This is a genomic window from Streptomyces sp. P9-A2 (assembly GCF_036634175.1).
GTDB lineage: Bacteria > Actinomycetota > Actinomycetes > Streptomycetales > Streptomycetaceae > Streptomyces > Streptomyces pratens.
In genome coordinates, this window is sequence record NZ_JAZIFX010000001.1 from 248,664 (window position 1) to 273,811 (window position 25,148).

Consider the following 25,148-nt stretch of genomic DNA (forward strand, 5'->3'; position numbering starts at 1 on the left):
AACGACCCACGGATCCGACAGGAGAGCCGAAAAAAGGGCACGGAGCAGGGCGGGGCTGCCTGATCTGACGGCGTTGCGGTGGGTGCATGTCGGTGGGGAGGCGCTGCCCGTGGACCATGTGCGCCGCTGGTTCGACCTGTTCGGGGACGGAGCGCGGATCGCCAACATGTACGGACCCACCGAGACGACCATCAACGCCACCTGCCAGATCCTCGACGCCCGTCCCGGCGACGAGGTGCGGCAGGTGCCGATCGGGCGCCCCGTGGCCGGTACGGACCTGGAAGTGGTCCGCGCCGACGGAACCGTCTGCGCGCCGGGCGAACCGGGGGAGCTGCTCATCTCCGGTGTCGGCCTGACCCCCGGCTACCTGGGCGAACCGGAGCTGACCGCACGGGCGTTCACCGTGCGGGCGGGCCGGCGCTGGTACCGCAGCGGGGACCGGGTCCGCCGGTCGGCCGACGGCACCGTGGAGTTCCTCGGCCGGGTCGACGACCAGGTGAAGATCCGCGGGAACCGGGTGGAGCCGGGAGAGGTCGAGGCGGCGCTCCAGGAGTGTCCCGGGATCGCGCGGGCGGTGGTGGCGGCTCACGAGGGACAGCTGCTCGCCTTCGTCACCCTCCGGCCCTCGGCCGACCGGCCCGGCACCCGGGAGATACGCCGCCGTCTGGCCGGCGTTCTGCCGTCGTACATGCTCCCGGCCCGGATCACGTGCGTCGACGCGCTGCCCCTCACGGGCACCGGCAAGGTCGACCGCCTGGCGCTGGTGGACCCGTCCTCCCGGCCCGGCCCGGCGGTGCCGGACAACGACGGGGCCTCCCCGCCGGTCACGGCGACCGAACGACGCGTGGCGGCGATCTGGTCGGACCTGCTCCGGGTGGAACCGGTCCGCCGGGAGGACGACTTCTTCGACCTGGGCGGGGACTCGCTGCTCGTCCTGCGCGTGTTCGCCCGGCTCGCGGAACACGAAGTGCCGTTGCCCCGGCCGACGGTGATCTACCGTCATCGCACGCTCGCGGAACTGTCCGCGGCCATCGACGCCGTCGCGACCGAGCCGGAGCCGCGCTCCTCCACCACGGCCTCGGCCTCCGTCTCCGCGCCCCCGGCCGGACAGTCCCTCCCGGCCGGTGACGACCGGACGTCCCCTTTCCCCGTCACACCCGGCCAGCGCGGGTTCCTGCTCGCGGAGGCTCTCACGCCGGGCGGCGGGGCCTGGCTGGCACGGATTCGGCTGTCCGGACCGCTGGACCCCGAGGTGTTCCAGGCGGCGGTCGACCTGCTGGTGGAGCGGCACGGCATGCTCCGTACCGTCTTTCCCGCCGGGGCCCGTCCGCCCGTCCAGCAGGAACTGCCCCCGTCACTGCGTCTGCCGGTCGTCTTCGAGACGGTCTCGTCCCCCGCGGAGGTGGACGAACGGGCCACGGCCGAGGCTCAGCGGCGCCTGGAGACCTGGGCCTGGCCGCTGGTGCGCCTTCAGGTGCTCAGCCTCGCCGCACAGGAGCACACCTTGCTGGTGCACGCCCATCACGTCATCGGCGACGGCTACAGCGCGGCGCTGCTCCTGCGGGAACTGACCGAGCTGTACGACCGGTTGGCGGGGGGCAGCGGCACCCCGCCCCACCTCGCGCCGCTGCGCAGCGATTTCCGTGACCATGTCCGGTGGTCGGCGGAGACCGGTCACGGGACCGACGCCGCCGGGACGGCCGCGGCAGAACGCCGGGCGCGGGTGTGCGCCCCGTACCGGTCGCCGGTGCTGCGCCCCGCGGCGGTGGCCGACGGCTCCGGTACGGCCGGCCGTGCCGGGGGCGCGACCGGCGATGTCCGGTTCGATTCCTCGGAGTTCACGCTCGGTGCCTCCCCGGCAGCGACATTGCGCGCGCTCGCGTCCCAGGCGCGAACCTCCCTGTACGCGCCCCTGCTGACCGCCTACCACCAGGAACTCACGGCACTGACCGGACGGTCCGATCTGATCGTGGGACTGGCGGTGAGCGGCAGGGACAACGCACTGCCCGACGCGCACCGGATCTTCGGCCCGTTCGCCTCGGCCGTCCCTGTCAGACCCGCCCCCGCCGATCCGGCCGACGGCAGCGGCAGCGGCAACGGCAACGAGTGGGACTTCGCCTGCGCCCTGCGGCGCATGGCGGCCGAGGCCGAGGAGGCACGCGCCCACGAGGACGTGGTCCCACGGCGTGCCGACGGGCTGCCCCTGACCTCCCAGTTCTTCTTCACCTTCCTCGACTTCTCCGCGCTGGCGCCCGCGGACGACGACACCCAGCGGTTGTCGTGGGAGGCGGGGGACAGTACGTTCCTGCCGCCGTCGTCCACGACGGATGTGTTCATGGCGGTGCGGCCCGACGGGGACGGGCTGCGGGTGACGGTCCGGGGCGCGAGCCCCGCGTTCGCACCCGGCGCACTCGACCGTTTCACCGGCTCACTGCGCCGACGTCTCGAACGGGCCGCGGTGAGTGACAGCGGCGTACCGAGCCGGCCGGGAACGGACCGTCCCGGAACGGACGGTCCCCTGGCGCACCGGCCCGCCGCCCACCGGTCCGGGACGAGGAGGTCCGGAACGCGGGGCCCCGGAACGCGGGACACGATGGACGCGGCCCTGATCGGCTACCTGCCCGCACCGGAGCATCTGGCGCGCCTGGCGGGTCTGCCCCCGTCGGCACTGCCCCGGGACGAGGTGCGCGCCATGCTGTTCCCCGACGGCGCCCCGCGCCTGGTGGAGACGGTGAGCACGCCGCTGGGCCGGTCCGGCTTCCTCTCCGTCCCGCTGTTCGCCGACGAACTCGCGACGGACACCGGACTGGTGAGGCACACCGCCCGTGCGGTGTCGCTCGCCGCCGCCGGGGGGGCACGATGTGTGTCCCTGGCGGGGATGATTCCGTCGCTGACCGGCTACGGTTTCGACGTGCTGCGGTCCGGGCGCCATCCTGCGTCCGTGACGACGGGGCACGCGGCAACGGTCGTCTCCGTGGTGAAAACGGTGCACGCGGCGCTGGAGGCCACCGGCCGGGACCTCGCGGATCTCGACGTGGCGTTCGCCGGTCTGGGTTCGATCGGTTCCTCCTCACTGGAGTTGTTGCTGTCCCTGGCCGCCCGGCCTCCCCGGCGACTGCTCCTGTGCGATGTGCGGGGCAGCGGGCCGCGGCTGACCGTCCTGGGACGGCGGTTGCGGGAACGAGGGCTGATCGGGGCGGCCGGGTTCGAGGTCGTGGAGTCGGAGCGGGTGCTGCCGGACACGGTCCACGGTGCGGACCTTCTGGTGACGGCGGTGAGCGGTGCCGCCGCGGTGCTCGATGTCGGCCGGCTCCGGCCCGGGGCCGTCGTGGTCGACGACTCCTTCCCGCACTGCTTCGACACCGGGCGGGCCCTCTCCCGCATGCGGGAGCAGAAGGACGTACTGGTGCTGGGCGGCGGGCTGCTGCACGTCGGCCGCACCGAGCGGGAGGTCGCCGGGGACCTGCCGGACTCGGCGGCGGCCGGCTATCTGGCCCAGCCCTGGCTCGAGGGCACCCTGGCCTCCTGCCGGTTCGAGTCCCTCCTCCACGCCGCAGGCCACGAACTGCCGCCGGTGCACGGCCTGGTGGACGCCGGGGTGGCCCTGGCCCACTGGGACGCGGTGGAACGGGCCGGGGTGTCGGCCGCCCCGCTGCACCTGCTCGGCCACACCGTGGACGCCGCTACGGCGGGCGGGGTGACGACGGGGAACTGACCGCCGGCCGAGGCCACCCCGCCACCGCTCCCGCCGCCCGCCCCGATTCGGGGCGGGCGGCGGGAGCGGTCCGAGAGGGCCTCAGACTCCGAACTCCGTGGGCGAGATGCCCAGGGCCGCACAGGCCTCGCGGATGGCCTGCTGCTCGGATGCCTCGAAGGTGCCGTCGGCACCGGCGACGACCATGCCGGTCTGGACGACCGCGCGTGCCTCGACCGGCTTCTTCGCCGCCTTGGCGATGTCCTGCAGCGCCCGCGCCTTGCCCGCCTCGAAGTTGGCCACGAGCTGGTCCACATGCTCGTTGAACCGCTTGCGGAGCTGGTCCGGCGGGAAGTTCTGCAGGACCTCGTTGGAGACGATGAGCTCTTCCACCCGCTGCCGCTCCGCCGGCTCGACGTACCCGTCGGCGGCCGCGACCAGCGCGCACATCGCCATGCTCGCGTCCCGGTAGGCGCCGCTCTTGAGTTCCGTCTTCGCAGAGGCCAGCTGCGACTTCAGCAGCCCCATCAGCTGGGCCTTGGAGCCGCCGGCGGACGAGCCGCGGGCACGGCCGCCGGACTGTCCCGGTCCGGGGTTGCCGTGCTGTCCTCCTCCCGACCTCGTGCCCTGGGACTGCTGGAGCGCCTTGGCCTGGTCCTTGACCCGGTCCCACATCGCCACTGGTGCCACCTCGGCTTCTGTTGCTGTCTTTCCGGGCCCGGTCGTCAGTCCCGGATGGTGCGGTCCGCCTGCTCAACGGACGCCGTCGCGGCCGTGTTCCCGAGAGCAAAAGAAAGGCAAAAAACTATCGTCGTGTCGTCATAGTGGCCGGTCAATCGGGTCGCGCGCGGTGGAGGCAACGGATCGGGGTGATCCCGGTCCCGTGGTGCGGCTCTTCCTGTCGACCCGCCCTACGATGCCGATGAACTGCCCTTCCGCGTCACTGCCGTGGGGTGCGGAGGACGACGGGGTGACCGGCACGCAGCGACAGCGTTTCACTCGGACGGCTCAGCCGCCAGGCGATCGTGGTGAAGGGCTGCGGCCAGGGAAGCGGGGAGGCACGGCGTCGCGCCCCGGCCGGAGTCAGGCTCCGGCGCTGTTCGGAGTCCCCGGTGCCACCGGGGCATCGCCGGTGGGACAGGCGGCGGCGCGCCGTTCGCACCGGAGCGCCGCACCGGTCGCCACCGCGCCGAGCCCCTCCCACACCGCGACGCCGATGAAGGCCTCGGGCGCCCGCCCGCCGATCACGGCAACCGTGAACACCGTGCACGTCAGCAGCCTGAACGGCACGGTCCAGCGGAAGAAGGCCCGCCAGTCGGCGAGCGCCGCCAGGACGTAGTACACGCCCATGTTGAGCGCCGCCATCGAGGACGCCGTCACGAAGGCCGGCGTGAGGTCGCCGGGACCCCGCACGTCCGGGGTCGCGAGGCCGAGCAGGAACAACTGCGCGGCCGGCGCGATCAGCCCCACCGCGCCCAGAACCGCGGCGAGTGCTCCGAAGACGGCCATGGTCCAGCCCGAGACCGAGCGGGGAGTACGCATCCGGCCAGCTCGGCGGTCGGCGGGACCGCCACCGGGGTCGCGGTCCCGCCCGAGCCGGGCGGGAATCAGCCCACCGTCCACTTCTGGTTCGCGGCGCCCGTGCAGGTCCAGAGCTGGAGCCGGGTGGCGTTGGCCGCGTTGTTGCCGGTCACGTCGAGGCACTTGTCGGCCTGGGGGTTGACGATGTCGCGGGCCCCGGTGACCGTCCACTTCTGGTTGGGTCCGCCGGTGCAGTCCCACAGTTGCACGGGCGTGCCGTCCGCGGTGCCGTTGCCGGTGGCGTCCAGGCACTTGCCGAGCGCGCGGAGCGTGCCGTCGGAGCCCACGGTCCATTGCTGGGCGGAGCTGCCGTTGCAGTCGTAGAGCTGGACGGGGGTCCCGTTGGCGGGGTTCGCCCCGGCGACGTCGACGCACTTTCCGGCCAGGCCCCTGACGGCGGCGCCCGGGGCCGAGTTCCCGGTGGTCACCGAGACGTGGTCCACGACGAGTTGCTGCGGGAGGACGGTGGAGCCGTCGGGGTCTCCGGGCCAGTAGCCGCCCACCGCCAGGTTCAGGATGAGGAAGAACGGCTTGTTGAACACCCAGGATCGTCCGCCCAGGTCGGCGGGGGTGCGTGTCTGGTAGACGTTGCCGTCCACCGACCAGGTGATCGAGTTCGGCGCCCAGTCGACGGCGAAGGTGTGGAAGCCGTCCGCGAAGGCCTGCCCCCCGGGAAGGGTGTAGCCGGCACCGATACCGCCCGAACCGGAGTAGCCGGGGCCGTGGATGGTGCCGTGGACGGTGGAGGGCTCGAAGCCGACGTTCTCCATGATGTCGATCTCGCCCGACGCCGGCCAGTCGACCGGTGTGCCCAGCATCCAGAAGGCGGGCCACATGCCCTGACCGCGCGGGACCTTCATCCGTGCCTCGATGTGCCCGTACTGCGCGGTGAACTTCCCCGCGGTGTTCAGCCGGGCCGAGGTGTACTGGCAGGTGCCGTACCAGCACTGGTAGTTGGACGGGTTCTCCTTGCGAGCCGTGATCACCAGACGGCCCTGGCCGTCCAGGGCGGCGTTCTTGTTGCCGGACGTGTAGTACTGCCGTTCGTGGTTGTTGACGTTGTCACCGGTCTCGAGCTGCCACTTCGAGGAGTCGACCGCCGCCCCGGCGGGGCCGTCGAAGGTGTCCGAGAACGTCACGGCGGCGGCCGCGGCGCCGTCCGCGGGTGCGGCGGCGGCCGTGGTGGTGTCCGCGGGTGCGGCGGCGGCCGTGGTGGTGTCCGCGGGTGCGGCGGCGGCCGTGGTGGTGTCCGCGGGTGCGGCGGCGGCCGTGGTGGTGTCCGCGGGTTCCGCCCGGGCGGTCCCGACGGCGGCGGAGGCGACCAGAACCGCGGACAGAGCGGCGGTCAGACATCTGCGCAGCATGCGTGGAGAGGACATGACTCTCCCTTCCGTACGGCGGCCCGCGTGGACGGGCGCGCCGACCGAGGTGTGGGGGTGGGGGTAACGACCTCACCCGCGATAGCGAGCGGGCTCCCCATCGCGGGTGAGGTCGTAAGCGCGTCGCCCCTTGATTCAAGACGTGAGTTAAGGGGGCGTCAACACCCTGGTCCGGACCAGGGATCCACAGCCGTTCACTCGTCACCCGAGGAGGGCCTTCGCCGGCCTCTGTGAACATCAAGGACCCAATTCTCAGGCTGTGTTGCTATCCGAGGCGCTCATCATGCGCCACACTGCCTACAGCAACGGAACCGACCGTTCGAAGCAGGGGGCGGGGCATGGCCGCGCACAGACCAGTCGTGGCCGCGGTGGCGGGGGTACTGCTGCTGGCCGCATGTACCGAGGGTGCGGGCGGGAATTCCTCCTCCCCGACCGCGTCCGGGAAACAGTCGGACGGAGACGGCGAAGCGACCGCGCGCCGGTCGCCGTCCCCCTCCCCCAGCCCATCGCCGTCGGACGAGGCGTACACCGTGACGGAGGGCAGGGCGCCCGGAACACGGAGCGCGGCGGCCGCCTTCATACGTGAACTCGCCGTGCGGCCGGACTTCTTCGGCCCCGGCTTCCGCAAACGCGTCCCGTACGAGAGTGATCCCGCCGAGTGGGCCGTGCTGGGCGAGGACTGCGTGTGGCGCCGCAAGCCACTGCCGGGCAGCGTACTGGCCAGCCTCACCCGGGCGTTCGTCCTGCCGGAGGCCAAGGGCAGGAAGGCCGTGTACGTGTCACTGACCGTCACCGTGCACCAGAACGTCCTGGGCGGGCGCCGGGACATGGCCGTGTCCCTCGAGGAGGCCCTGCGCTGCCAGGAGCAGCGGCTGAACGCCACGGAACGGGTGCGCGACCTGTACTCGCAGGCGAATCCGTTCGCCGAGGAACGCAACGCCATCGCCGACGACGACCTCATGGAGTCCGGGGTGTTCCTGGTCGACGGCGAGAAGGGGCTAGGTCGTGTCCGATGGGTCGTGTGACGCTCCCGCTGGGAACTCGTTCCGTGGGACATGGGGCGGGGAGATCTTTCGGATGAAGAGTGGGCTCGGCTGGAGCCGCACTTGCCGACGAATCGCGGGCGGGGTGGACGCTGGCAATGCCACCGTCGTGTGATCAATGGGATTCTGTTCCGGCAGCGGACCGGCCTCCCCTGGCGGGACCTGCCTCCCTGCTTCGGTAGCTGGAAGACGGTTCACGACCGTCATCGAAGGTGGTCGGCGGACGGCACGTGGGAGAGAATCCTGCGGGCCGTCCAGGCCGACGCCGATGCCGAGGGCCGGATCGACTGGAGCATGGTCAGCGTCGATTCCACGACCTGCCGCGCTCATCAGCACGCGGCTGGCGCCTCCACTCGTGCCCCGAAGATCCCCGGTCGGCGCAGGAGCCCGGCGCGTCACCGCTCCGATGAGGGCCTGGGACGCTCGCGAGGTGGCCTCACAAGCAAGATCCACCTCGCCGGGGAAGGTGGGTGCCGCCCGCTCGGGTTTGTCATCACGCCCGGCCAGTGGGGGGACGCACCGCAGATGATTCCCGTCTTGGAAGAGATCCGCGTGCCCCGGCAGGCTGGTGGACGACCGCGCACCCGGCCCGACCACGTCGGGGGAGACAAGGCGTACTCGTCACGCCGCAACCGGCGTCACCTGCGCAGGCGCCAGATCAAGCACACGATCCCCGAGCCGAGAGACCAGCGGGCCAACCGCCGGCGCCGCGGCAGCCAAGGCGGCCGACCCACAGGGTTCGACAAGACGATCTACCGCCGCCGCAACGAAGTCGAGCGGACCATCAACCGGCTCAAGAACTTCCGAGCCATCGCCACGCGCTTCGACAAGCGGGCGTACGTCTTCTACGGGACGGTCACCGTGGCCGCGATCCGCCTATGGCTCCGTCTGCAGTGAAGCGCCCCGTTCAGAGGTCCGTGGCACCCGGGTAGTGGTGGCGAAGTTCGCTTAGTACGCGCTCGTCGACAGCCCTGACGTCCCACAAGGAGCTGTCGAATTCAGTCAGGACGAGCACCAGCTTGTCCTCGGCGAACCCACGTGCTTCGGCGTCGATCAACTGGAGGGAGGGGGTCGTCAACGACAACAGTGTCAACGTGTCCATGCCCGCGTCCGCGGACCTACTCTCCATCTCGACACAGCGAGGATCGACGATCTCGTCGAATTCGACACGCCACGTCAGGTCCAGGCCGAAGCTGCCGAGGCGAACCAATAGCTCAGCCAGGGTCACGTAGTGCTTTCCGTGCCAGGCAGGAAACGTGATCCCCTTCATCCCCGCCTCTGCTTCGGCTGTATCGCGCAACATGCGACCCCCCTTCGTTCAGCGAACACTAGGCCACGTCCCTGATCAGCTCACACGACCCATCGGACAGCCCCTAGCCCCTTCCACTGGTACAAGCACCGACTGGGCCCGGTCACCGTGGCCGCGACCGCACGGGTCGGCGCCGGCCGTACCGAGGAGGAGCAGGACGCCGTTTCGTCCCAGGTGATCAAGGGGGTCGGTCTGGTGGCCGCCGAGGTCGCCCGGCGGGCCTCGACCGGTGGCGAGAAGAAGGACGGTTCCGGCGCGAAGGACGGGGCCGGTGACGCGACGGACGGGGCCGGTGCGACGTCGGGCACCCGCGACACCGGCGGTCCGGAGGGTGTGCGATGAGTGAACCGCTGCAGCCCTCCGATCCTTCGCGCATCGCGGACTTCCGGCTGCTGCGGCGCCTGGGCGCGGGCGGCATGGGCGTGGTGTACCTGGGGCGCACCGACTCCGGCCGGCTGGCCGCGGTCAAGGTGATCCAGGCCGAGGCCACCGCCGACGACGACTTCCGGACCCGGTTCGCGCGGGAGACGGAGCTGGCCCGCCGGGTGGAGAGCCCCTGGGTGGTACCGGTGCTCGGCGCGGACGCCGAGGCGGCCACACCGTGGCTGGCCACCGCGTTCGTTCCGGGACCGTCGCTCGCCGAGGCCGTAGCCGCTCACGGTCCCCTGCCCGCCCGGAGCGCACGGGCCCTGAGCGCGATGCTGGCTGCCGCGCTCGCCGACGTCCACGACGCCGGGCTGGTCCACCGCGACGTCAAACCGGCGAACGTCCTGCTCGCCGTCGACGGGCCCCGGCTCATCGACTTCGGCATCGCGCGGGCCCTCGGAGCGACCGCGCTCACCGCCGTTGGGACCGTGGTGGGCTCCCCCGGTTACCTGTCGCCCGAGCAGGCGCGCGGCCGTGACGTGGGTCCGGCGAGCGACGTCTTCTCGCTGGGGTGCGTCCTCGCCCACGCGGCCACCGGCCGGGCGGTGTTCGCAGGCGGCGGGGCGGCCGCGGTGCTGTACCGGACCGTGCACGAGGAACCGGACCTGGACGGCGTACCCCCCGAGCTCGACCGGGTCGTACGGCAGTGCCTCGCGAAGGATCCGCGGGCGCGTCCCGGCGCACGCCGGCTGTCCGAGGTCTTCGGGGAGTTCGAGCCGGACGGATGGCTGCCGGAAGGACTGCCCGCGCTGGTCGCCGCCCAGGCCTCGCGCATCGTCGGTCTGCCCGTCCCCGAACCCACCGTCGTCGGCGGCCCCGGGCCCGGCGAACCGGCCGAACCGCCCTCCCCCTCCAGGCGGCGTCTGGTCACGGCCGGTGCGGCGCTGGGCGTCACGGCCACGGCGGCCGGGACCTGGTGGCTGTGGCCCCGCGACACCCCGGTCGGGCCCGAGGCCTCCGCCCGGCCCCGGTACGCCGTCGGCCTGATCGGTCACCGCACCGACACCGTCTTCGCGGCGCACGCGCGCGGCGCGCGCCTCGCCGTCGACGCGCACAACCGGGACGCACGGCGGTCCTTCGACCTCGTCCTGCGCACCGCCGACGACAGCGGAACCGCCGAGGGCTCGGCCCGCGCCGCCACCCGGCTGGCCGCCGAGCGGGACATGGCGGTGCTCATCGCCGCCGGGACGAACTCGACGGTGCCCGAGACCGTGCGGGCGTGCACCCGTGTCCGGATCACCCTGCTGATCACCCGGGCCGACACCCACCGGCTCAACAGTCTCAACACCACGACCTCGCTTCTGCTGCGCTCGACCGGCACCGTGGGTCCGGCCGCGGTCCTGCGGTACCTCAACCGGGTCGTGAAGCCCGCCAGGACGGTGATCGTGCACGATCTCACCGACGCCGAGGAGTCCGCCGAGACCGTGCGGATCGCCACCGTGTACGGGAAGGTCGACGGCGAGACCGCGCTGGAAGAGGTCGCGGCGGACGAGGAGTTCACCGGCGTCTCCCGGCGCATCGCCGAACGCCCCGAGGACGCGGTCCTGTTCGCCGGCCTGCGTCCCGGGCGCGCCGCCTCGCTGGCCCGCGCCCTGCGGTCCACCCGCCATCGCGGCGCGCGCGTCACCGGAGAACACGTCCTGGGTGGCCGGTTCCTCGCCGAGGCGGAGGGCTGGATGGTCAGCATGGCCCGGACCGACGCCGACGCCGACCCTCTCACCAAGGCGTTCGCCGCCTCGTACCGCCGCCGTCACCGCCGCGCGCCCGCCCCCTGGGCGGCCGAGGCGTACGACGCCGTCCGGTACGCCGCCCATGGGCTGGCCTCCTCCGACGGCGAGGGCCGTCCCGCTCTGCGGGCCGAACTGCTGCGCCGTCCCTGGCAGGGCATCACCCGCAGGATCGCCTTCGACCCCGACGGCCATTTCTTCGAGTCGAACGACGACGCCGGCGCGTTCCTCTACCGCGTCACCGGCGGAACCGCCCGCTTCGTCGCCCGCTGGGACGACATCGGCGGGGAGACCGGCCGGGAGGCCTGACGGTCTCCGCCGCCGTCGGCCGCGCCCCGCGCTCGCTCTGCCGACCGCACCCACCGGCGCGTCGAACGGGTGCGCTACATTTTGCTCGCCCTCGCCCTCGACCGCGATCACTCGATCCCTCACGCTACGGAGCCGGCAATCCCATGAGCGACATCGTCAACGGACTCGGCCGGGCCACCGCCTACGGCGCACTCGGCCTGCTCCTGCTGGTGCTCGGCATCGTCCTGGTCGACCTGCTGACGCCCGGAAAGCTCGGCCGGCAGATCTGGGAGGAGCGCAACCGCAACGCCGCCCTGGTGCTCAGTTCCGCGCTGCTCGGCATCGGCGGAATCGTGTTCACGTCCATCTGGACGACGTACGAGGACTTCGGCAAGGGACTGGTGTCGACCGCCGTGTTCGGGCTGCTGGGGCTGGTCATGATGGCCGTGGCGTTCCTGGTGGTGGACCTCATCACGCCGGGCCGTCTGGGCAGCACCCTGGTCGACCCGGAGCCGCACCCCGCGGTCTGGGTGACGGCGTCCTGCAACCTCGCGGTGTCCGCGGTCGTTTCGGCGTCCATCGCCTGACACCGGGCACCTGCCGGCCTCCGCATGAGCCCTGAACCGGTGTCGACGACGGGAAACCCGCTCACCGGCAGAGCTTGACCGGCCGTCAGCCCGACACGATGTGGAGAAGGGCCGTGCCGTCCTCCCCCGGCGCCACCTGGACGACTACGGTGCCGGGCCGGGCGCCGGGTGGACCGTCGTCGCCGATGCCACCGCACAAGGTGCTGGAGCCGCCTGCGCGGAGCACGACGCGGCAGCTCTGGCCGCGGCCTTCGGCGCCGCCCGCGGACCGGCCGTTGCCGGACTCCACCTCGTACTCGATCCTGTCCGGGCCGACTTCGGACACGGACACGGTCGTGCTGCCGACCGGACCGTCGAACCGGACCGTCACCGGTCCGGACACCGCGATCTCACAGTTCCCGTCCGCACAGGCCGCCGGGTCACGGCCGTCCGCAGCCGACACCGACGGCTGCGCCGGGGCGGTGCCGCCGGCGGACCGGGACGCCGACGGGTACGCGTCGTGCGAGGTCGTTGTGCCCGGCTCCTCCGCGCCGCCGCAGCCGGCCAGCGCGACGACGGTGAGCAGGGCGAGCGCCTGACCCGTACCTGCCCGGCGCCTGCGCGCCGTTCCTTCCCGGTGCGCCGTCCTGGTGCCTCTCATAGTGCTCCCCGTGCGTCCCTGCCTGCGCGCACCGTGTGCCCGGCCTTCGGGGATCCCCCTTCCCCCGCGCCGCGTCTCCCACTCCACTCGCCGTACACGGAGTGCGCCCCGCGACCGGTTCAGGCGACGCGGGCGGTCCTGACCAGGCGGGGGCGCTCCCGCACCGGGGGGATCGGCGCGGCCAGGGCCCGGGAGGGCGTACCGGACCGAGTGGAGGAGGCGCTGACCCGGTACGTCGTCCGGTTCGCGTCCACGACGGGGTTCCCGAGCTCGATCTTCCCCGCTTCGTGCAGCGCGTCGCAGTCGCCGGTGGGCAGGGCCGCGTAGCAGCCGCCCTGGCCCGTGGTGGAATCGAGCGGCCGCCAGTAGCTGTACCGGCGCCGGCCGTTCGCGTACACCGTGACGAAGGTGGGGGTGCGCGGGTCGGAGATGACACGCAGCACGTCGGCGCCGGCGGTGCCGACCGGGACGCTCGACGGCGCGGGGGCCGCTCGGAGACCGGTGTTCATCCGCCCTGCGCGCGGACGGTCCTGTGTCTGGTTGACGGTGAACAGCATCGCTGGGCCTTTCCGGAGCCGGGTCTCGAGACCGTGTACCCAGCGCGGCGCCGGTGTTGATCTCTTTCAGTGATCATTCTGCTCCTTGACACTGACATTAACCCGTCAGCCACGATCGGATCGTCGAATTTCCTGTTCATACTTGACTGTTCTTCATCCCTCGTGGCCGTACTCCACCTCTTCTGACGGCGTCACACCTCTTGTAGGGCCCCGCGCCGGGTCCATAGGATCGCCGAAGAACGGATGTGAATCGTTTCAATCACCGGACACGGCGAACAGAGGACGCACATCATGGCCGAGGGATGGAAGCGCAGGGTGTTCCTGCAGGGGACGGTGGCCGCGGGAGCGGGCCTGGGCGCGTTCGGCACCACCGCGCCGGCGACCGCCGCATCGGGGGCCGCCCCGCGCTCCGGTGGACTGCGCGTCGTGCGCACCACCGTGGAGTACGCCGAGACGCTCATCGGAACCGACGTGGAACGACCGCGCCTGTCGTGGGAGCTGGCGGCCCCGGGGCACAACGCGCACCAGAGCGCCTACCGGATCCAGGTGGTCCGCGACCGGGCCCGCTGGGACGGCCGGATGGTGTGGGACTCCGGCAGGGTCGCCTCGGACCGCAGCGTCGGGGTCCCCTACGACGGCCCCGCGCTGCGTCCCCGTACCCGCTACTTCTGGCGGGTACGGGTGTGGGACGCGAAGGGACGCGCGGCACGCTGGAGCGAACCGCGCTGGTGGGAGACAACGTTGTCGCCGGACGAGTGGCGAGCCCGTTGGATCGGGGCCGGCCCTCCGCCGCAGCCACCCTCGTTCGAGGGCGCCGACTGGATCTGGTCGCCGGGCGCCACCCCCTCCGACGCGCCCGAGGGCCCGCGGTGGTTCAGGGGCCGGCTGACGCTGCCCGCGGGGACGGAGGTGGAGCGGGCCACGGTGGTCGCCACCGCCGACGACGACTTCACCCTGTACCTCGGCGGTGAGGAGGTCCTGCACGCCCCGCAGCAGACGGACGGCTGGCGCACCGGGAGAACCGCGGACGTCACCGGACTCGTCCGCGCGGCGGCGACCGCCGCGCCGGACGCGGACGCCCGGGCCGGGGACGTCGTCCTGGCCGCGCTCGCCACCAACCGCGGCGGGGCCTCGGTCAACCCGGGCGGGCTGCTGGTCCGGCTGCTCGTCGACACGGCGGACGGACAGCGCCACGAACTGGCCACCGACGGCGGCTGGCGCACCTCCGGGACCGTGCGGCAGGGCTGGCAGCAGCCGGACTTCGACGACAGCGGCTGGACACCCGCGGTCGTCCTCGCGCCCTACGGCCAGGGGCCCTGGGGCACGGGGCCGACCGTGGTGGCGCCCGAATCGCCCGCACCGCTGCTCCGCCGTGCCTTCACCGTCCGCAAGAAGATCTCCCGGGCACGGCTGTACATCAGCGGACTCGCCTACTACGAGGCGGAGATCAACGGCCACAAGGTCGGGCACCAGGTCCTCGACCCGGGGTTCACCGACTACGACCGGACCGTCCTGTACGCCGTGCACGACGTGACCGGGCTGCTGGAACGCGGCGAGAACGCCCTGGGGGTCGCCCTCGGGCGCGGCTTCTTCGGCATGACGACCCCCAATGTCTGGAACTGGCACCGGCCGCCCTGGCACGGCGAGCCGCGACTTCTCGCACAGCTGGAGATGGACCACCCCGACGGCTCCCGCACGACCGTCGCCTCCGGCGACGACTGGCGGCTGGCCGAGGGCCCGACGCGATCCAACTCCCTCTACGCCGGTGAGACCTTCGACGCCCGGCTGGCCCCCGGCGGGTGGACCCGGCCGGGCTTCGACGACAGCGGATGGCGCGCCGCCCTGATCCAGGAGGCACCGGCCGGGCGGCTGCGCGCCCAGCCGCACGACCCGATCGAGATCGTCGACACCGTGCGTCCCGCCGGGATCAGCGAACTGCGCCCCGGGGTGTACGTGGTCGACATGGGCCGCACCATGGCGGGCTGGACCCGGCTGACCGTGCGGGGCGCCGCCGCGGGCGACGTGGTGAGCCTGACGCACGGTGAGAAACTGAAGGAGGACGGCAGTGTGCACGCCGAGACGGGCCACGTCCCGGGCCGGTTCCAGACGGACGAGTACATCTGCGCGGGCGACGACGAGGAGATCTGGGAGCCCTCGTTCTCCTACAAGGGCTTCCGCTATGTGCAGATCACCGGACTGCCCGCGCGTCCCTCGGCCGGCCAGGTGCTCGGACGGCTGGTGCACACGCCCGTCGAGGAGGTGAGTTCCTTCGCCTGCTCCGAGCCGTTCTACGAGTGGCTGGACGGAGCCATGCGCCGCACCGTGCTCAACAATCTGCACGGCATCCCGACCGACACGCCCATGTACGAGAAGAACGGCTGGACCGGCGACGCCCAGCTCGGGGCGCCCGTCATGGCCTACGCCTTCGGGGTGCACCGGTTCCTGTCCAAGTGGCTCGGCGACCTGGCGGACAGCCAGACCGGCGAGGGGCAGCTGCCGGTGATCGTGCCGAGCGGCGGCTGGGGCTACGGCGATCTGGGGCCCTCCCCCGAGTGGACCACCGTCTACCCGTTCGTGGTGCGCGAGATGTACCGCGTGTACGGCGACGAACGGGCCGCTCGCGAGCACTGGGACACGCTGGTGCGCTATCTGGACTGGGAACTCTCCCGGCTGCGGAACGGTCTGGCGGTCACCGCGCTGGGCGACTATCTGCCGCCCGGCTACGGCGGGAATCCACCCGAGGACACCCGGCTCACCGCGACCGCCTACCTGTACCGCGCCCTGCTGCACACCGCGGAAGTGGGCGGGACGCTGGGCGAGGGAGACACCGCGGACCGCTACCGCGAGGCCGCCGGGAAGCTGCGGGACGCCTTCAACGCCGCCTTCCTCGGACCCGAGGGGTACTACCGCACGGCGAAGGACCCCGGATACCGGCAGACGTCCAACGCCGTGCCCCTGGCCTTCGGGATGGTGCCGGCCGGGGCCCGCGCCACCGTCGTCGACAGCCTGGTGCGGGACGTCGAGGAACGCGGCAACCACCTCAACACCGGGGCGCTCGGCACCAGCGTGCTGCTGCGCGTACTGTCCGCGCACGGCCGCCCGGACGTGGCCCACGCCGTCGCCACCCAGCGCACGTATCCGAGCTGGGGATACTGGCACGCGCAGGGCGCCGACACCATGTGGGAGATGTGGCCGGCCGACTCCCGCTCCCGCGACCACTACTTCCAGGGCACGGTCGCCCAGTGGCTCTACGAGAACGTGGCCGGCCTGCGGCCGGGCGACGCGGGCTACGCCACCTTCGTGGTGCGGCCCGACGCGCGTACGGGCGTGGACTGGGCGCGCACCACGATACGGACGGTGCGCGGGCCGGCGGAGGTGTCCTGGTCCCGGATCGACGGCCGGCTGCGGCTGGCGGTGCGGGTCCCCGTGGGGGCGACCGCCGATGTGCACGTACCGGCGGACGAAAGGTCCCAGGTCACGGTACCGGCGGGGGCCCGGTACCTCCGTACGGAGCCGGAGTTCGTGATCTTCCAGGTGCCGCACGGGAGTTGGGAGTTCACCGGCCGGGCGTAGCCCGAGGGCGGCCGCGCCCCGCCGTACCACCCCGGGATCGTTCGGGGTGTCTTCCTCATCGAACCGTGCCGAACCGCGCCGAAGCTCACCGAACCGCACCGAAGCTCGCTGAACCTCCTCGAACGGGAGGTGTTCATGCGGTCCGGCCTTCCGTGCCCTGCCGACTCGCGCTCGTTCCAACGGGGGAGCAGCATGAGACACATGAGCCCGATGCGTTCTCGCATCCGTCGTGGCGCCGCCGCGGCGCTCACCGTCCTGATGGCCGCCGCTCTCGGTGCCGCCGGCGCCGGGGCGTCGGACGCGGAGCCCGGCGTGCCGCAGCAGCGGCGGATCGCGTCGTCCGTCCTCGGCGCCGACCACCGGATCACCCTGACCGCACTCCGCTCGGCCGGGGACGGAGACGCCGCGTCCGTGCTCCTGCGGGTGTACACGCGGTCCGACGGCGTCCGGAGGGAGTCGGACCGCGTGACCGTCGGCGACGTGGACGGCTGGTTCTGGTATCCGCTCACGGGTACGGGCGCCGTCTGCCGGTTCTCGACAGCGAGCACGGAGCCCGCACCCCTCACGGTCGGCCTGCTGGTCACTCCGTCCATCGGCTGCTCCGACCCGGTCCACTACGTGGTGAAGGAGGGCAGGGTGTACGCCGGCTGAGTTCCGGGGACGCCCTTTCCAGCCGCCCGTCACCGGCCTCGCCGGGGCGGGCGGTTCGCACGGGGCCCGTGGTGCACCACGGGCGGTGTGTCCGGTTAGCCACCCCTCGTAGGAGGGAAGTGATCAACGCGCCGGACACCACTGTGAAGGGAGCACCCCCACGTGACGCTCTCCGCCCCTCCTCCCCCCATACCCAGGGCCTCCGGATCGCTTCCGGTCCTCGGCCACGCGGTCCACCTCATGCGGGACAACCTGGGATTCATCGCCTCGCTCCGCGCCGCCTACGGCCCACTCGTCGAGATCACCCTGCAGCCCGGGACACGGACGGTCGTCGTCCAGGACCCGGCCCTGATCCGCACCATGCTCATCGAACTCGGCCCGAGCCTCGACAAGGGCAGATTCTTCGAAAAAATGGGCCAGTTGCTGGGTGACTCCGTGGTCACCGCCGCGGGGCAGACCCATGTCCGCAAACGGCGTCAGCTGCAACCGGCGTTCACCCACAACCGGATCGCCGGGTACGTCGACATCATGCGCGAGGAGGCGTCCGGCGCCGCCGACGGCTGGCGTCCCGGCCAGGCACTCGACGTCCGCGAGGCGATGGTCAAACTGTCGCTGGACATGCTGGCCAAGACGGTCTTCTCCGGCAGCCTGGACGAGCGGACCTTCCGCCGGCTCCGCCGTGATCTGTCGGTCGTGATGAACGGGGTCGGGTCCCGCGTCATGCTGCCCGACTGGGCCGAGCGTCTGCCGCTGCCCGTCAACCGTCGCTTCGACCGGGCGCGCGACGCCGTGCGCGCCACCATCGACACGGCGGTCGGTGAACTGCAGGCCTCGGGACGCGACACCGGGGACATGCTGTCCCTGCTGCTGCGAGCCCGGGACGAGGAGAGCGGGCAGCAGTTGACCGGCCATCAGATCTCTTCCGAGATCCTGACGTTGGCCGTGGCCGGCACGGAGACGACGGCGTCGGTGCTTTCCTGGGCACTGTACGAACTCGCCCGCCGTCCCGATGTCGAGGACCGGGTGCTGGGGGAACTCGACGAGGTTCTCGGCGGGAGAGCGGTGACCTTCGAGGATCTGCCCCGGCTGCCCTTCCTCAACCGCGTCATCACCGAGACGCTGCGGCTGCACCACACCGGCTGGCTCGTCACCCGGCGTACGGTCACCGAGACCCGCCTCGGCCGGTGGACCCTGCCTCCGGGCACCGAACTCGCCTACTGCCAGCATGCCCTCCATCGCGACCCCGAGTTGTTCCCCGATCCATCGGCCTTCGTACCGGACCGGTGGCTGGACGGCGGTCCGCCGCCGGGCTTCCTCCCCTTCGGCGCGGGCAAACACAAGTGCATCGGCGACCGTTTCGCCCTCACCGAACTGGTCACCGCCCTCGCGACGATCCTGCGCAGGGTCCGGCTGACCCTGTCCCCCGGTCAGATCGTCGAGCCGGTGGCCCGTGCCACCGTCCGCCCTCGCAGGCTGGTCATGACCGTGCGGCCCCGCAACGGCTGACCTCGTGGGGCGCAGCCGGGCCGGCAGACCGGCGGCGGCCCCGTCCAGGGGGCGTGGCCCGGCAGCCGCGCCCCCTCGTCGGCACGTGACCGGATGCGGGCTCGCGCAGGTCGCGCGAACCTGGAGGGGTCGCCCGGTCGCGCCGCCCCGGTGGGGCCGTGGGAGCCGGGTCGTCCGACACCGAGCCGAGGAGAGACGAAAGCCCATGCCTCACATCACCGTGGGACGCGAGAACTCCACCGACATCGAGCTCTACTACGAAGACCACGGATCCGGACAGCCCGTGGTCCTCATCCACGGGTTCCCGCTCGACGGCGACTCCTGGGAGAAGCAGTCCGCCGCGCTGCTCGACGCCGGGTACCGCGTGATCACCTACGACCGGCGCGGGTTCGGACGGTCGGGCCGGCCGACGACGGGCTACGACTACGACACCTTCGCCGCCGACCTGAACACGGTCCTGGAGACCCTCGACGTCTCGGACGCCGTACTCGTCGGGTTCTCCATGGGCACCGGTGAAGTCGCCCGCTACGTCAGCCGGTTCGGCTCGGGCCGGATCGCCAAGGTGGCCTTCCTGGCCTCGCTGGAACCCTTTCTGCTGAAGACCGACGACAACCCGGCCGGCGCGGCGCCCCGCGAGTTCTTCGAGGGCATCTCGTCGGCGGTGAAGGCGGACCGGTACGCGTACTACACGTCGTTCTTCAAGGACTTCTACAACCTCGACGAGAACCTCGGCAGCCGGATCAGCCCGGAAGCCGTTCGCAACAGCTGGTGCACGGCTTCCTCCGGCGGGTTCTTCGCCGCGGCGGCCGCGCCGATGACATGGTTCACCGACTTCCGGGGCGACATCCCCGCCATCGACGTACCCGCCCTGATCCTGCACGGTACGGCGGACAACATCCTGCCGATCGAATCGACCGGGCGCCCGTTCCACCAGGCACTGCCGAGCGCCGAGTACGTGGAGATCGAGGGCGCCCCGCACGGCCTGCTGTGGACGCATGCCGAGGAGGTCAACCGGGCGCTGCTGTCCTTCCTCGGCAAGTCGGCCTGACGGCCCGACCGCCTCGCCGCCTCGCCGCCTCGACGCCTCGACGCCTGACGCGAGGTGCTGCTGCGGGGCCGGCGGCCCACGTCGCCGAACCCGTCGCGCCGGACGCGCCCGATGAGTCGGGTACGTCCGGCGCGTGGAACGGAGCACACGTTCCCGGGGCGAGGCGGAGGCCGCCGGGGCCGGTCAGCGGAGCACGCGGAGCGCTCCGGGGAGGACCCTGAGCGTCACCGGGAGAACCGCCTCGACCTCGCCGTCCGCCCCGTAGGGGACGTCCCGGTCGGCGAGGATGCGGATCTCCTTGCCACGCAGGATCCGCACCTGGGGCCGGTGGACGTGGACACCGGTCCTGAGGTCGTTCATCAGGCTGAAGAACAGCCGCCGTGGGGCGTCCGCGATCATCACGATCTCCAGGACTCCGTCGTCGACGCGTGCGTCGGGGGCGATGACACGGCCCGATCCGTAGTAGCCGGAGTTGGCGGCGACCACGGTGTATCCGGTGTGGGTGTGTTCCTCGCCGTCCACCGTGACCCGGTAGCGCGCCGCCCGCCAGCCGGTGACCGCGCGCAGGCCGCCGGCGTAGTAGGAGGCGGAGCCGCGCAGCAGCCGGGACCGGTTGGCGTGACGGTTGGCGAGCGCGTCCACGCCGGCGTAGACGCTGCCGAGGACGACGGCGCGGTCGTGGACGGCGGACTCGACCTCGATGGTGTCGACCGGCCGCGGTTCGTTGTGCAGCAGTATCCGGGCCAGGGCCGCGGGGTCGGCGGGCAGGCCCAGGGCACGGGCGAAGTCGTTGCCGCGGCCCGCCGGTACGAGACCGAGGATCGCGCCGGTTCCGCTGAGCGCGCCGCCGGTGGCTCCGGCGATGCCGTCTCCGCCGACCGCCAGCACCACCCGGCCCCGTCGGCCCGCCTCGCGGGCCAGTTCCCGCGCGTGGGCCAGGCTGCGGCTGTACTCCGTGTGCAGTTCGGCGCCGGCCTCCCGGAGCAGGCGCGCGAGGGCGAGCAGCGCGGCCGCTCCGGTGGATCCGCCCGCGGTGGGATTGACGACGGCGGTGAACTGTCGCATCGGGTGCCTCCGGGCGGGCCGACGGGATGGGGAGGGGACGTGGTCTGGCGGGGCGGTCGGGCGGCTGGAGGACGGGCGGTCGTCCGATGGGACAGCAGCCGGCGGGCCGTATGCCGGTCCGTGATCCGTATGCCGGTCCGTGATCCGCGTGTCAGTCCGTGGGCAGGAGGACGCCGGGGCTGAGGATTCCGGCCGGGTCCAGGCGCTGCTTCACGGCGCGCAGGGCGTCGGTGCCCAGCGGGCCGATCTCGCGGACGTACCAGTCCCGGTGGTCGGTGCCGACGGCGTGGTGGTGGGTGATCGTGCCGCCGGCGGCGAGGATCGCCTCGTTGGCCGCGTGCTTGGCGCGCGTCCAGTGCGCCACGGGGTCGCCGTCGCCCTGGGCCGAGACCACGGTGAAGTACAGCGAGGCGCCGTTCTCGTAGATGTGGGAGATGTGGCACATCACCAGGGGCGGGGTGCCGGCCCGGGTGAGTGTGCCGGTGAGGGCGTCGCGGACGGCGGTGTACAGCTCGGGCACACGGGACCAGAAGGTCGCGGTCTCCAGTGTCTCGGCCAGCGCCCCGGCGTCGAGGAGGGAGTCGCGCAGATACGGGGCCGAGAAGCGGCCGTGCGCCCAGTTCCGGCCGGTCTCCTCGCCCAGCGGGGTCCCGCCGCACGCGCGCAGGACGGCCGCGGCGCCCTGTCTGCGGTACGCGGTGTCCTCCTCCGTTCCCTCGTAGCCGGCGACGGCCGTGCATCCGGCGGGCTGCGCGGTGCCGGAGCCGATCGCCTCGGGCTGGGCGAGGCCGATCAGCGTCTCGGTCTCGTCGGACAGCCGCAGCACGGTGGGGCGCGGCCCGTCCTGGGCGAGGCGGCGCAGCGCGGCGGCCCCCTGCTCGAAGGAGTCGAAGCGCCAGCCCTCGTGGACACGGGTCCGGGGGACGGGCCGGATCCGTACGGTCACCGACGTGATGACGCCGAAGGCGCCCTCGGACCCCAGGACGAGCTGGCGCAGGTCGGGGCCGGCCGCCGAGCGCGGGGCCCGGCCGGTGTCGAGGGTGCCTTCGGGGGTGGCGAGGGTGAGGGCGAGCACCATTTCGTCGAAGCGGCCGTAGCCGGCGGACGCCTGGCCGCTGGAGCGGGTGGCGGCGAAGCCGCCGATGGTGGCCCACTCGTAGGACTGGGGGAAGTGACCGAGGGTGAAGCCGTGTTCGGCTAGCAGCGCCTCGGCCTGCGGGGCGCGCAGGCCGGGTTGCAGGGTGGCGGTGCGGGAGACCGGGTCCAGGGCGAGCAGGCGGTCCATGCGCCGCAGGTCCAGGGCGACGAAGGGGCGCGGCCGGCCGGGGGTGAGTCCGCCGACGACGGAGGTGCCACCGCCGAACGGCACCACGGCCAGGCCGTGTTCGGCGCAGGCGCGCAGGACGGCGAGCACCTGGTCGTGGCTCGCGGGGTACAGGACGGCCTCGGGGAGGCCGGTGACGTCGCCGTCCCGGATGCGCAGCAGGTCGGGGGTGGACTTGCCGCGGGTGTGCCGGATCCGGGTCTCCGGGTCGGTGCGCACGGGGTCCTCGCCGCCGTTCGCACCACCGCCCGTGCCCTCGTCCGAACCGTCCAGGGCGGCGGCCAGCGCACGGCGCGCCGCGGGCTCCAACCGGGGTTCGGGGACGGTCACTTCGCCGAGGGTGACCGGTGTGTTCGGGCGCGGCTTGACACCGAGCATGTCGCGCAGGAGTCCGATCACGGTGTCGGGCAGCGGCTTGGCCCTGGCCGGGTCGCCCCAGCCGCTCCACAGCATGTCCATGACTGTCGTCCTCACCGGTCGAGGGGAACGAGGCCGTCACCGACGGCCTCACGTGGCGTTACACTGTGACACATGACGCCTATTCGTCACAACCAAGCGGACAACGACGCCGTGCTCGACGCGGTGCGCGACTGTGTCCTGGCCGTCGGGGTCCGCCGCACCACGCTGACCGACGTGGCCCGCCGGGCCGGGGTCTCCCGTATGACGCTGTACCGGCGGTGGCCCGATGTGCGCACGCTGGTCGGCGATCTCATGACGCGGGAGTGGATCGGCGTGGCCACGGGGGCCGTCCCGGAGTCCCGGCCGGGACTGGCCACCCGGGCGAGGATGGTCGACGGGCTGGTGGCGGGGGTGCGTGCGTTCGGTGAGCATCCGCTCTTCCGGAAGATCGTCGGCGTGGATCCCGAACTGCTGCTGCCCTACGTGCTGGACCGGCGTGGGGCGAGCCAGGAAGCCATGCTGGAGCTGCTGGCCGACGCCCTGCGCGAGGGGCACGCCGACGGCTCGGTGCGCGCCGGGCACCCCGAACGGCAGGCGCGGGCCGTCCTGCTGGTCGTCCAGTCCTTCACCCTGTCCCTGCGGACCATGACCGACGAGGACGATCCGGACCTCACCCACGAGGCCCTCCTCGCGGAACTGCGCGACATCCTGGAGAGGACCCTCGCCCCGTGACCTCCCGCACCGGACCGGCCGCCTCCGCCCCCTCCTCGTCGTCCCTGTCCGCCGGCCGCCGCACCCGTGACCTGACCGCGGCCGTGGGCGGCGACGTCGTCGACGTCCTCGTCGTCGGGCTCGGTGCCACCGGCGCCGGGGCCGCCCTGGACGCGGCGTCCCGCGGGCTGAGCGTGGTCGCCGTCGACGCCCACGACCTGGCCTTCGGCACCTCCCGTTTCAGCAGCAAGCTGGTCCACGGCGGGCTGCGCTATCTCGCCTCCGGACAGCTCGACGTCGCCCACGAGAGCGCGGTCGAGCGCGGGGTGCTGATGGAGCGCACCGCCCCCCATCTGGTGCGCGCGCAGCCGTTCGTCCTGCCCCTCACCCCCCTGGTCTCCCCCGGTCGGGCCGCCCTGGCGCGGGCCGGTTTCCGGGCCGGTGACGCCCTGCGGCTGGCGGCCCGTACCGCGCGTGCGACCCTGCCCGCGCCGCACCGGATCTCGGCGACGGAGACCCGCCATCTGGCTCCCGCCGTACGGGCCGACGGGCTGCGCGGCGGCCTGCTGTCCTGGGACGGCCGGCTCACCGACGACGCCCGGCTGGTGACCGCCCTCGCCCGCACCGCCGCCGCGCACGGGGCGCGGATCCTCACCCGGGTCCGGGCCCTGGACCTGACCGCCTCCGGTGCCCGGGTCCGCGACGAACTCACCGGCGAGGAGGGCGGGATACGCGCCCGCGCGGTGATCAACGCGTCCGGCGTCTGGGCGGGGGGCCTCGTCGACGGCATCCGGATCCGCCCCTCGCGCGGAACGCACCTCGTGCTGCGCCCGGACAGCCTCGGCCCGCTTCCGGCCGGTCTGCACATCCCGGTACCCGGGGAGACCAACCGCTTCGTCCTCGTCCTGCCCCAGGACGACGGCCGGGTCTACGTCGGGCTCACCGACGAACCCGTGGACGGCCCCGTCCCCGATGTCGCCGAGGCACCCGAGACGGACATCGGCTTCCTCCTGGACGTCCTGTGCTCGGTCCTGGACGTCCCGCTGCACCGCGCCGACGTCGTGGGGGCCTTCGCGGGCCTGCGCCCCCTGCTGGACACCTCGGCGGAGGGATCCGGTACGGCGCCGAGGACCGCCGACGTCTCGAGGCGGCACGCGGTGCTGACCTCGTCCGAGGGCGTCGTCACCGTGGTCGGCGGCAAGCTCACCACATACCGGCGGATGGCCGAGGACGCCGTCGACACCGCCGTGCGCGTCCGCCGGCTGCCGGCCGGCCCGTCACGCACCGCGTCCCTGCCCCTGGTGGGCGCCGCGTCGCCGCGGTTCCTCGCCGCCCTGCCCGCACCCCGTCACCTCGTGCGGCACTACGGGACGGAGGCGCCCGCCGTGCACGCCCTCGGCGTGCGCGACGCCCGGCTGGGTGATCCCGTCCTGCCCGGCCATCCGGTGACCGGGGCCGAGCTGCTGTGGGCGGTGCGCCACGAGGGGGCGCTCGACGAGAGCGACCTGCTCGACCGCCGCACCCGGATCGGCCTCGTCCCCGCGGACCGCGCCGCCGCCCTGGACGCGGTACGGGCCCTGCTGGACGACGCCCTGCCCCGGCACAGCTGACCCCGCCCGGCCGAAACGGTCCGGTCGCGA

19 protein-coding genes and 1 pseudogene are annotated in these 25,148 nt (G+C 72.8%); 12 read left to right on the top strand and 8 right to left on the bottom strand.

Going from position 1 to position 25,148, the window contains the following annotated elements:
• Positions 1 to 25 precede the first annotated feature (25 nt).
• Positions 26 to 3,715: pseudogene (locus V4Y04_RS01060) on the top strand (condensation domain-containing protein); the annotation flags it as partial.
• Between the two features lie 81 nt (positions 3,716 to 3,796).
• On the opposite strand, the gene V4Y04_RS01065 reads toward V4Y04_RS01060, so the two are convergent.
• The 3 genes from V4Y04_RS01065 to V4Y04_RS01075 form a co-directional block, all read right to left on the bottom strand.
• Positions 3,797 to 4,375 (bottom strand): tellurite resistance TerB family protein, encoded by a 579-nt coding sequence (locus V4Y04_RS01065; RefSeq protein ID WP_332425115.1) that lies wholly within the window; start codon positions 4,373 to 4,375, stop codon positions 3,797 to 3,799.
• 402 nt (positions 4,376 to 4,777) lie between these two features.
• Complete coding sequence (locus tag V4Y04_RS01070) at positions 4,778 to 5,236, bottom strand: hypothetical protein (protein WP_332425116.1); 459 nt, start codon at positions 5,234 to 5,236, stop codon at positions 4,778 to 4,780.
• A 65-nt stretch (positions 5,237 to 5,301) separates the two neighbouring features.
• Positions 5,302 to 6,654, bottom strand: coding sequence for a ricin-type beta-trefoil lectin domain protein (locus V4Y04_RS01075; RefSeq protein WP_332425118.1), 1,353 nt, complete (start codon positions 6,652 to 6,654; stop codon positions 5,302 to 5,304).
• A 530-nt stretch (positions 6,655 to 7,184) separates the two neighbouring features.
• Between V4Y04_RS01075 and V4Y04_RS01080 the strand changes: the two genes are divergently transcribed.
• Entirely contained in the window at positions 7,185 to 7,679 is a 495-nt protein-coding gene (locus V4Y04_RS01080) for a hypothetical protein (protein ID WP_332425120.1), read from the top strand.
• Between the two features lie 30 nt (positions 7,680 to 7,709).
• Entirely contained in the window at positions 7,710 to 8,594 is an 885-nt protein-coding gene (locus V4Y04_RS01085; RefSeq protein WP_332425122.1) for an IS5 family transposase, read from the top strand.
• Between the two features lie 10 nt (positions 8,595 to 8,604).
• Here V4Y04_RS01085 and V4Y04_RS01090 read toward each other — a convergent pair whose 3' ends face one another.
• Positions 8,605 to 9,000, bottom strand: a complete 396-nt coding sequence (locus V4Y04_RS01090; RefSeq protein ID WP_332425124.1) for a hypothetical protein — start codon at positions 8,998 to 9,000, stop codon at positions 8,605 to 8,607.
• 114 nt (positions 9,001 to 9,114) lie between these two features.
• On the opposite strand from V4Y04_RS01090, the gene V4Y04_RS01095 reads away from it, so the two are divergent.
• From V4Y04_RS01095 to V4Y04_RS01105, 3 genes are all read left to right on the top strand, one after another.
• Positions 9,115 to 9,348 (top strand): hypothetical protein, encoded by a 234-nt coding sequence (locus V4Y04_RS01095; protein WP_332425125.1) that lies wholly within the window; start codon positions 9,115 to 9,117, stop codon positions 9,346 to 9,348.
• Positions 9,345 to 11,468 carry a bifunctional serine/threonine-protein kinase/ABC transporter substrate-binding protein gene (locus V4Y04_RS01100; RefSeq protein WP_332425126.1) on the top strand — a complete coding sequence of 708 codons (2,124 nt, stop codon included), beginning with the start codon at positions 9,345 to 9,347 and terminating at the stop codon, positions 11,466 to 11,468. The genes V4Y04_RS01095 and V4Y04_RS01100 overlap by 4 nt, the downstream gene beginning before the upstream one ends.
• Before the next feature lie 143 nt (positions 11,469 to 11,611).
• The gene (locus tag V4Y04_RS01105) at positions 11,612 to 12,034 is read left to right on the top strand and encodes a DUF350 domain-containing protein (protein WP_332425128.1); all 423 of its coding nucleotides are present in this window, start codon (positions 11,612 to 11,614) and stop codon (positions 12,032 to 12,034) included.
• 85 nt (positions 12,035 to 12,119) lie between these two features.
• Here the strand turns inward: V4Y04_RS01105 and V4Y04_RS01110 are convergent, their stop codons facing one another.
• Together V4Y04_RS01110 and V4Y04_RS01115 are read right to left on the bottom strand one after the other, a co-directional pair.
• Positions 12,120 to 12,674: a hypothetical protein gene (locus tag V4Y04_RS01110; RefSeq protein WP_332425129.1), complete on the bottom strand. Its 555-nt coding sequence runs from the start codon at positions 12,672 to 12,674 to the stop codon at positions 12,120 to 12,122.
• Between the two features lie 119 nt (positions 12,675 to 12,793).
• Positions 12,794 to 13,231, bottom strand: coding sequence for a hypothetical protein (locus tag V4Y04_RS01115; RefSeq protein ID WP_332425130.1), 438 nt, complete (start codon positions 13,229 to 13,231; stop codon positions 12,794 to 12,796).
• Positions 13,232 to 13,522: 291 nt separating this feature from the next.
• Between V4Y04_RS01115 and V4Y04_RS01120 the strand changes: the two genes are divergently transcribed.
• The 4 genes from V4Y04_RS01120 to V4Y04_RS01135 all read left to right on the top strand — a co-directional run bounded on the left by V4Y04_RS01120 (position 13,523) and on the right by V4Y04_RS01135 (position 20,009).
• Positions 13,523 to 16,804 carry a family 78 glycoside hydrolase catalytic domain gene (locus V4Y04_RS01120; protein WP_332425132.1) on the top strand — a complete coding sequence of 1,094 codons (3,282 nt, stop codon included), beginning with the start codon at positions 13,523 to 13,525 and terminating at the stop codon, positions 16,802 to 16,804.
• Positions 16,805 to 17,005: 201 nt separating this feature from the next.
• A complete protein-coding gene (locus V4Y04_RS01125) occupies positions 17,006 to 17,455 on the top strand; it encodes a hypothetical protein (RefSeq protein WP_332425134.1) in 450 nt (149 codons plus the stop codon).
• A 162-nt stretch (positions 17,456 to 17,617) separates the two neighbouring features.
• A complete protein-coding gene (locus tag V4Y04_RS01130) occupies positions 17,618 to 18,961 on the top strand; it encodes a cytochrome P450 (protein ID WP_332425136.1) in 1,344 nt (447 codons plus the stop codon).
• 205 nt (positions 18,962 to 19,166) lie between these two features.
• On the top strand, positions 19,167 to 20,009 hold the full coding sequence (locus V4Y04_RS01135) for an alpha/beta fold hydrolase (protein WP_332425137.1): 843 nt from the start codon (positions 19,167 to 19,169) through the stop codon (positions 20,007 to 20,009).
• A 183-nt stretch (positions 20,010 to 20,192) separates the two neighbouring features.
• Here V4Y04_RS01135 and V4Y04_RS01140 read toward each other — a convergent pair whose 3' ends face one another.
• Both V4Y04_RS01140 and V4Y04_RS01145 read right to left on the bottom strand, forming a co-directional pair.
• Positions 20,193 to 21,074 (bottom strand): diacylglycerol/lipid kinase family protein, encoded by an 882-nt coding sequence (locus V4Y04_RS01140; RefSeq protein ID WP_332425139.1) that lies wholly within the window; start codon positions 21,072 to 21,074, stop codon positions 20,193 to 20,195.
• Between the two features lie 151 nt (positions 21,075 to 21,225).
• A complete protein-coding gene (locus V4Y04_RS01145; protein WP_332432658.1) occupies positions 21,226 to 22,857 on the bottom strand; it encodes an FAD-binding oxidoreductase in 1,632 nt (543 codons plus the stop codon).
• Between the two features lie 72 nt (positions 22,858 to 22,929).
• Here V4Y04_RS01145 and V4Y04_RS01150 point away from each other — a divergent pair, with 72 nt between their 5' ends.
• Both V4Y04_RS01150 and V4Y04_RS01155 read left to right on the top strand, forming a co-directional pair.
• Positions 22,930 to 23,529, top strand: coding sequence for a TetR/AcrR family transcriptional regulator (locus V4Y04_RS01150; protein ID WP_332425140.1), 600 nt, complete (start codon positions 22,930 to 22,932; stop codon positions 23,527 to 23,529).
• Positions 23,526 to 25,118: a glycerol-3-phosphate dehydrogenase/oxidase gene (locus V4Y04_RS01155; protein WP_332425141.1), complete on the top strand. Its 1,593-nt coding sequence runs from the start codon at positions 23,526 to 23,528 to the stop codon at positions 25,116 to 25,118. Before V4Y04_RS01150 ends, V4Y04_RS01155 begins: the two co-directional genes overlap by 4 nt.
• The last annotated feature ends 30 nt before the right edge of the window (positions 25,119 to 25,148 follow it).